The organism is Mycobacterium lehmannii, assembly GCF_001499925.1.
Taxonomy (GTDB): Bacteria; Actinomycetota; Actinomycetes; order Mycobacteriales; family Mycobacteriaceae; genus Mycobacterium; species Mycobacterium lehmannii.
The window spans coordinates 1-1,333 of record NZ_LQIR01000058.1 but is presented as its reverse complement, the minus strand read 5'-3'; the positions used below and the strand labels follow the sequence as shown (position 1 = coordinate 1,333).

1 protein-coding gene is annotated in these 1,333 nt (G+C 61.9%); it reads right to left on the bottom strand.

Features of this window, described 5'->3' with window-relative positions; translation table 11 throughout:
* Nucleotides 1-7: 7 nt before the first annotated feature.
* On the bottom strand, nucleotides 8-1,279 hold the full coding sequence (locus AU192_RS21850) for an IS30 family transposase (protein ID WP_120275769.1): 1,272 nt from the start codon (nucleotides 1,277-1,279) through the stop codon (nucleotides 8-10).
* Nucleotides 1,280-1,333: the final 54 nt, after the last annotated feature.

The window sequence follows — 1,333 nt, the reverse complement described above, 5'->3', positions numbered from 1 at the left end:
GGCGGTTTCAAGCGATCGATGCAATAGCGGGTGGTTTGGACGGGTTCGACAGTAGTTCGTCGAGGGCTTCTGCCGGGGTTTTCCAGCCCAGGGTTTTGCGTGGTCGGGTGTTGAGCTTGGCGGCGACGTAGTCGAGGTAGTCGGCCGGGAAGATTGAGAGGTCGGTGCCTTTGGCAAAGTATTGGCGTAGCAGGCCGTTGGTGTTTTCGTTGCTGCCGCGTTGCCATGGAGAGTGCGGATCGCAGAAGTAGATATCGAGTTCGGTGGCGGCGGCGATGGCGATATGGTTGGCCATCTCGCTGCCTTGGTCCCAGGTCAAGGTTTTGCGCAGGATCGCTGGCAGCTGAGCCATCTTGTCGACGATGGCCTCTTGCACCGCGTCGGCGCCGTGGTTGTCGGGCAGATGCAACAGCATGACGAACCGGCTGGCACGCTCCACCACGGTGCCGATCGCCGAGGCCGAGGCGGTGCTGCCCAGTATCAGGTCACCCTCCCAGTGCCCGGGTACCGCGCGATCTTTGGCTTCGGGCGGGCGTTCGCTGATGTTGATCATGTCGCGGATGCGGCCTCGGCGCTCGTCGGGACGGCGCTGAGGTTTGCGTATCGCCCGTCCGGTGCGCAGGCAGGTGTGCAATTCGCGGCGCAGATTCCCTTTGCCCTGAACGTAAATCGATCGGTAGATGGTCTCGGGTGACACTCGCATCTCCGGGTCGTTGGGGAAGTCGATCACTAACCGCTCAGCGATCTGTTCAGGGCTGTGTTCCTCAAGTAACCGCCTCTGCACCTCTTCATGCAACCGCTCGTTGACAGCCAGCTTGCTTGGTTTGGGGCGTCGAGCGCGTTGATCAGAACGGGCTTGGGCCACGTACGCGTCGTAATGCACCTGCGCAGTTCTGCCGCTTTGGCGCGCGCCGAAGGCTTGTTTCCGCCGATACCCCGACGTCCCCGTGACGTTATGGATATCGGCGTTGGCGTCGATCTCACGCTTGATCGTCGAGGCCGGCCGCGCCGGAGTTAACCGCGCACCTATCGACTGCAGCGACTCGTTGGTCTTGATGCCGAGGTCGATCTGGATGCGATCGGCCAAGGTCAGTCGAGGCTTAGGACCTGAGTTCTTCGGTTCGGTAAGCCGTGGCTTCACTCCGCCAGCGTCGCGCAGCCAGCGAACTCCGGTGCCTTCCGACACGCCGACCGCCAGACCGGCGTCCCCGGCCGTACAGCCATCACTGACATGACCCCAGAACTCGCGCACAACAGAGGCAAGAGGTGGAAGCGGCACAACAACACTCCTCAATCAAAACGAGTGCTGTTGCATCGACCCCCTGAACCGAAG